This window comes from Pantoea sp. CTOTU49201 (genome assembly GCF_032054795.1).
In the GTDB taxonomy this organism is placed as follows: Bacteria; Pseudomonadota; Gammaproteobacteria; order Enterobacterales; family Enterobacteriaceae; genus Pantoea; species Pantoea symbiotica.
The window spans coordinates 1-5,465 of record NZ_DAMBSA010000321.1 but is presented as its reverse complement, the minus strand read 5'-3'; the positions used below and the strand labels follow the sequence as shown (position 1 = coordinate 5,465).

Genomic DNA, 5,465 nt, shown 5'->3' with positions numbered 1-5,465 from the left:
GTTGGGCTGGCGCAAGGCCCGGGAGTGAAGAGGGCGCGGCCAGGCGTCCTCTTCTCGGGCGCCGCACAAAGTTACTGCAACTGCCCCAGCACATGGCGAACGAAAGTTGCTCCGCGCCTAACTGAGCGGCATCTCACCGCTATATACCATTGTCGGCATATCTCATGCGAAATCGGCATCGGTCATTTGGCGCGCGCGGGTTAGGCTGGGGTTTTGCGCGATGGGATAAAACACAATGAAAAGAGCAGCTTTGGCACTATTGATCGTGGCAGCGGGCAGCGCGGTAGCGGCAGAACCCGTGACGCTACGCATTGCCGATCAGAAGGGAAACATGCACGCGGAAATGGCCGCGGCGCAGCAGTTGAACAACCTCAATTATAAAATCGAATGGGCTGAGTTCCCGGCGGCGGCACCGCTGGCGGAAGCGCTGAATGCCGGTGCGGTGGATGCCGGTATTATCGGTGATGCGCCGCTGCTGTTCTCGCTGGCGGCGGGTTCGCAGGTGAAAGCGGTGGCGGTGAGTAAGTCGATACCCGAAGGATTGGCGGTGCTGGTCAGCCCGGATTCGCCCATCAAAACCGTGGCCGAGCTGAAGGGTAAAAACATCGCCACTGGACGCGGATCGATTGGCCATTTTGAGGCGCTTAAAGCGCTGGAGCAGGCGGGCGTCAGCGATAAAGACGTCAAGTGGCGCTTCTTAACGCCGGCGGATGCGCGCATTGCGCTGGCTAACGGTTCGGTGGATGCCTGGTCAACGTGGGATCCCTACACCGCGCTGGCGGAAGTGACCCATACCGGCCGCGTGCTGGTGAACGGCGTTGGCCTGTCCAGCGGCAACAGTTTCCTCGCCGCTACCGACGCCGCGTTGCAGGATGAGGCCAAACGCGCGGCGCTGCAGGATTATGTTAATCGTTTAGCGGCTGCCGATCGCTGGGCCAACAGCCATGTCGATGAGTACTCCACCACACTGGCGAAAATTATCGGTTTCCCGAAAGAAGCGGCGGCGAAATCCTTCTCACGCCGCAAATCGCACTGGCAGAGCATTGATGATGCCACCATCGCCCAGCAGCAGGAGACCGCCGATTTCTACCAGAAATACGGTTTGATCCAGCAGCATCTGGATGTGAAACCAACCTTTTATCACGGCTTAAAGGTTGCGCAGAACTAACCCTTTGTGCGCCCGTATTTGGCGAAACAGCAGCGCGCGCGTAGCATGGCGGCATGTTGTTTCGCCAAAGATCTCCCCATGTTGCTAAAAACCTTCGACGGTCATAACGACCTGCTTCTCAATCTGTGGCTGCATCATCGCGATGATCCGGCGCAGGCATTTTTTCACGGCATCGAAAAGGGCCACCTCGATTTTCCGCGCATGCAGCAGGGCGGTTTTGCCGGTGGGCTGTTCGCGATGTTTGTGCCGCCACAGCGTTATGTCACAGAGGTCGCGCCGCAGCGAGCGGAGGAAAATCTCGATCCGCTCGAGATTCTCTGGCAGCAGCTCGACATCCTGAAAACGCTGGCGGCGCAATCTGACGGGCGGGCGCGTTTATGCCTCCGTGCCGCTGATATTGCTGCCTGTCGCGCGGACGGTGTGCTGGCGCTGGTGGCGCATATTGAAGGCGCAGACGGGTTTGATGGCGATGGCGTCGCGCTTGATGCGTTTTACAAAGCGGGCGTTCGCAGCATCGGGCCGTTCTGGAATCTGCCTAATCGCTTTGGCGAAGGCGTCAGTGGATCATTCCCCAGCTCGCCGGACACAGGACCGGGCTTGACCGAACAAGGCGAGCAATTGATCGCCGCAGCCAACCGCCTTCGCATGTTGATCGATATGTCGCACATGAACGAGAAAGCCTTCTGGGACACCGCGCGCCTGTCAACTGCACCGCTGGTGGCGACGCACTCCAATGCGCACGCGCTCTGTGCGCAGCCGCGCAATCTCACTGACGATCAGCTGCGCGCCATCCGCGACAGCGGCGGCGTGGTGGGCGTAAACTTTGGCAACGCTTTCCTGCGCAGCGACGGAAAACGCGACAGCGACACCGCATTGATCGAAATTGTTAAACATGTTGAGCACCTGATCGCGATAATGGGCCGCGATCATGTGGCGCTGGGCTCCGATTTTGACGGCATCAGCGTGCCTGATGCGCTGAAAGATGTCAGCGGATTACCGCATCTTTATGCGTTGTTGCGTTCGTTCGACTACGATCAAACAGCACTTGAGCAGCTCGCATGGGGCAACTGGCAGCGCGTGTTGCAACAAATTTGGCAGGATTAGCACAATTCCCTTACCGAATCAGGGTTGATCTGCTCGCTACATTGGCGCAACATCTGCGCGCGTACGGATTGCGATGTGATCTACGTCACAGCCGCAATCCTCTTCAGCAGAGATTTCTCTGCGTTTTAGCTTTAAGAGGAAGACCATTATGTGGAAAAAACCTGCGTTTATTGACCTGCGTCTGGGCCTGGAAGTGACTCTGTACATCTCCAACCGCTAAGACTTCTGCCCGCCGTTCGTGCGGGCATTTTGTTTTCTCTCTCTGGTCAACTTTCATGTTTATTAAAGTCCTCGGTTCAGCGGCGGGCGGCGGCTTCCCGCAGTGGAACTGCAACTGCGCCAATTGCAGCGGCCTGCGTAACGGCAGCATTCAGGCGCAGGCGCGCACCCAATCTTCAATCATTGTCAGCGACAACGGTGAAGATTGGGTGCTGTGTAACGCCTCGCCGGACATCAGCCAGCAAATTGCCCACACGCCAGAACTGATCAAAAAGGGTGTGGTGCGCGGCACGGCGATTGGCAGCATTATTCTGACCGACAGCCAAATCGATCACACCACCGGCTTGCTGAGCCTGCGCGAAGGTTGCCCACATCAGGTGTGGTGCACGCCGGAAGTGCATGGCGATCTCACCAGCGGCTTCCCGATTTTCACCATGCTGCAGCACTGGAATGGCGGCTTGCAGCATCATGCGTTAATGCCGCTGGAACCGTTCCGCGTCGATGTCTGCCACAGTTTGCAGTTCACCGCGATTCCGATTCTCAGCAACGCGCCACCGTATTCGCCGTATCGCGATCGCCCGCTGCCGGGCCACAACGTGGCGCTGTTTATTGAAAACACCGCCAACGGCCAAACGCTGCTGTACGCGCCGGGCCTTGGTGAGCCGGATGCGGTGATCATGCCGTGGCTACAAAAAGCCGATTGCCTGTTGATTGATGGCACGGTGTGGCAGGACGACGAGCTGCTTGCCACCGGCGTCGGCAAAAATACCGGCAAAGCGATGGGCCACTTAGCGCTGGCCGAAGAACAAGGTTTAATGGCGCTGCTGGCCGCGCTGCCGGCCAAACGCAAGATTTTGATTCACATTAACAACACCAATCCGATCCTTAATGAGCAATCGCCGCAGCGCGCCTATCTGACGCAGCAGGGCATTGAAGTGAGTTGGGATGGTATGGCGATTCATCTGCAGGAGTTTGCATCGTGATCATTACTGAAGCGTTATCGCCCGCCGCGTTTGAGCAGGCGCTGCGCGATAAAGGCGCGTTCTACCACATTCATCATCCGTATCACATTGCCATGCACAACGGCGATGCGACGCGCGAGCAGATTCAGGGCTGGGTGGCGAACCGCTTCTATTATCAGACCAATATTCCGCTGAAAGATGCGGCGATCATGGCGAACTGCCCGGATGCGGCGACGCGGCGAAAATGGGTGCAGCGCATCCTCGATCACGACGGCAGCAACGGACACGAAGGCGGCATTGAAGCCTGGCTGCAGTTAGGTGAAGCGGTGGGCCTGGATCGTGAGGTGTTGCTGTCGGAGAAGCTGGTGCTGCCGGGCGTGCGCTTTGCGGTGGACGCCTACGTTAACTTTGCGCGTCGTGCCAACTGGCAGGAAGCGGCCTGCAGCTCGCTCACCGAACTGTTCGCGCCGCAGATTCATCAGTCGCGCCTCGACAGCTGGCCGCAGCACTATCCGTGGATCAAAGAGGAAGGCTATTTCTACTTCCGCAGCCGTCTGAGCCAGGCGAACCGCGATGTGGAGCATGGACTGGCGCTGGCGCTTGAGGTGTTCACCAGCGCCGAACAGCAGAATCGCATGCTGGAGATCCTGCAGTTCAAGCTCGATATTCTCTGGACCATGCTCGATGCCATGACCATGGCGTATGCGCTGCAACGTCCGCCTTATCATACGGTCACCGATCAGGTGTCCTGGCACAGCACAAGACTGGTATAACAACATGAAAGATAATGTGATTCCGGCTTTCCGTCGCGGCTACCGCATGCAGTGGGAAGCGGCGCAAGACAGCCATGTGGTGCTTTATCCTGAAGGCATGGCCAAACTGAACGAAACCGCTGTGGCGATCCTCGAACTGGTGGATGGCAAACAGGATGTGGCGGCGATCGTTGCCACGCTGGATGCGCGTTTCCCGGACGCGGGCGGCGTTGGCGATGACGTTAAAGAGTTCCTGCAATCAGCCATCGAACAAAAATGGATACAGTGTCGTGAACCCGAGTAAAAGCGTGACGCCGCCGCTGTGGCTGCTGGCAGAACTGACCTATCGCTGCCCGCTGCAGTGTCCGTATTGTTCCAATCCGCTGGATTTTTCCCAGCAGGAGAAAGAGCTGACCACCGAACAGTGGATTGAGGTGTTTCGTCAGGCGCGTGCCATGGGCAGCGTGCAGCTCGGTTTTTCCGGCGGCGAACCGCTGACGCGTAAAGACCTGCCGGAACTGATTCGCGCCGCGCGCGATCTCGGTTTCTACACCAACCTGATCACCTCCGGCATTGGCCTAACGGCGAAAAAACTCGACGCCTTTGCTGATGCCGGGCTCGATCATATCCAGATCAGTTTCCAGGCCAGCGATGAAACGCTCAATGCCGCGCTGGCCGGGTCGAAAAAGGCCTTCCAGCAGAAGCTGGAGATGGCAAAAGCGGTGAAAGCGCATGGTTATCCGATGGTGCTGAACTTCGTGCTGCATCGTCACAATATCGACCAGATCGACAAAATCATCGATCTCTGTATCGAACTGGAAGCCGACGATGTCGAGCTGGCAACCTGTCAGTTCTACGGCTGGGCGCAGCTGAATCGCGAAGGTTTGCTGCCGACGCGCGAACAGATCGCCAACGCCGAAGCGGTGGTGGCCGATTATCGTCAGCGCATGAGCGCCACCGGTAATCTCACCAATCTGCTGTTCGTGACGCCGGATTACTACGAAGAGCGCCCGAAACCCTGCATGGGCGGTTGGGGATCGATCTTCCTCAGCGTCACGCCAGACGGCACCGCGTTGCCGTGCCACAGCGCGCGTCAGCTGCCGGTCGAGTTCCCTTCGGTGCTGGAACGCACGCTGGACGATATCTGGTACAACTCGTTTGGTTTCAACCGCTATCGCGGCTTTGACTGGATGCCGGAACCCTGTCGCTCCTGCGAGGAGAAAGAGAAAGACTTTGGCGGCTGCCGCTGTCAGGCCTTTA

Annotated in this window: 7 protein-coding genes; all 7 read left to right on the top strand. The window is 58.1% G+C overall.

The window, feature by feature from the left end; all coding sequences use genetic code 11:
- The first annotated feature begins 235 nt into the window (after positions 1-235).
- Complete coding sequence (locus RTY00_RS18855) at positions 236-1,168, top strand: ABC transporter substrate-binding protein (RefSeq protein ID WP_312665472.1); 933 nt, start codon at positions 236-238, stop codon at positions 1,166-1,168.
- A 78-nt stretch (positions 1,169-1,246) separates the two neighbouring features.
- Positions 1,247-2,272, top strand: a complete 1,026-nt coding sequence (locus RTY00_RS18850; protein WP_312665470.1) for a dipeptidase — start codon at positions 1,247-1,249, stop codon at positions 2,270-2,272.
- A 148-nt stretch (positions 2,273-2,420) separates the two neighbouring features.
- Positions 2,421-2,492 (top strand): pyrroloquinoline quinone precursor peptide PqqA, encoded by a 72-nt coding sequence (gene pqqA / locus RTY00_RS18845; RefSeq protein WP_002905689.1) that lies wholly within the window; start codon positions 2,421-2,423, stop codon positions 2,490-2,492.
- A gap of 55 nt (positions 2,493-2,547) precedes the next feature.
- On the top strand, positions 2,548-3,474 hold the full coding sequence (gene pqqB, locus RTY00_RS18840) for a pyrroloquinoline quinone biosynthesis protein PqqB (RefSeq protein ID WP_312665468.1): 927 nt from the start codon (positions 2,548-2,550) through the stop codon (positions 3,472-3,474).
- Positions 3,471-4,226, top strand: coding sequence for a pyrroloquinoline-quinone synthase PqqC (gene pqqC, locus RTY00_RS18835; protein WP_179451032.1), 756 nt, complete (start codon positions 3,471-3,473; stop codon positions 4,224-4,226). The genes pqqB and pqqC overlap by 4 nt, the downstream gene beginning before the upstream one ends.
- A gap of 4 nt (positions 4,227-4,230) precedes the next feature.
- Positions 4,231-4,509 carry a pyrroloquinoline quinone biosynthesis peptide chaperone PqqD gene (gene pqqD / locus RTY00_RS18830; RefSeq protein ID WP_061720121.1) on the top strand — a complete coding sequence of 93 codons (279 nt, stop codon included), beginning with the start codon at positions 4,231-4,233 and terminating at the stop codon, positions 4,507-4,509.
- Positions 4,496-5,465, top strand: a 970-nt coding sequence (gene pqqE, locus RTY00_RS18825) for a pyrroloquinoline quinone biosynthesis protein PqqE (RefSeq protein WP_312665466.1), incomplete at its 3' end; no start/stop codon positions are given. The genes pqqD and pqqE, both read left to right, overlap by 14 nt.

Bases quoted from the DNA above. Each gene is read 5' to 3' on its own strand.
- RTY00_RS18855 (WP_312665472.1), top strand. From the start codon at position 236: ATGAAAAGAGCAGCTTTGGCACTATTGATCGTGGCAGCGGGCAGCGCG.
- RTY00_RS18850 (WP_312665470.1), top strand. From the start codon at position 1,247: ATGTTGCTAAAAACCTTCGACGGTCATAACGACCTGCTTCTCAATCTG.
- pqqB (WP_312665468.1), top strand. From the start codon at position 2,548: ATGTTTATTAAAGTCCTCGGTTCAGCGGCGGGCGGCGGCTTCCCGCAG.
- pqqD (WP_061720121.1), top strand. From the start codon at position 4,231: ATGAAAGATAATGTGATTCCGGCTTTCCGTCGCGGCTACCGCATGCAG.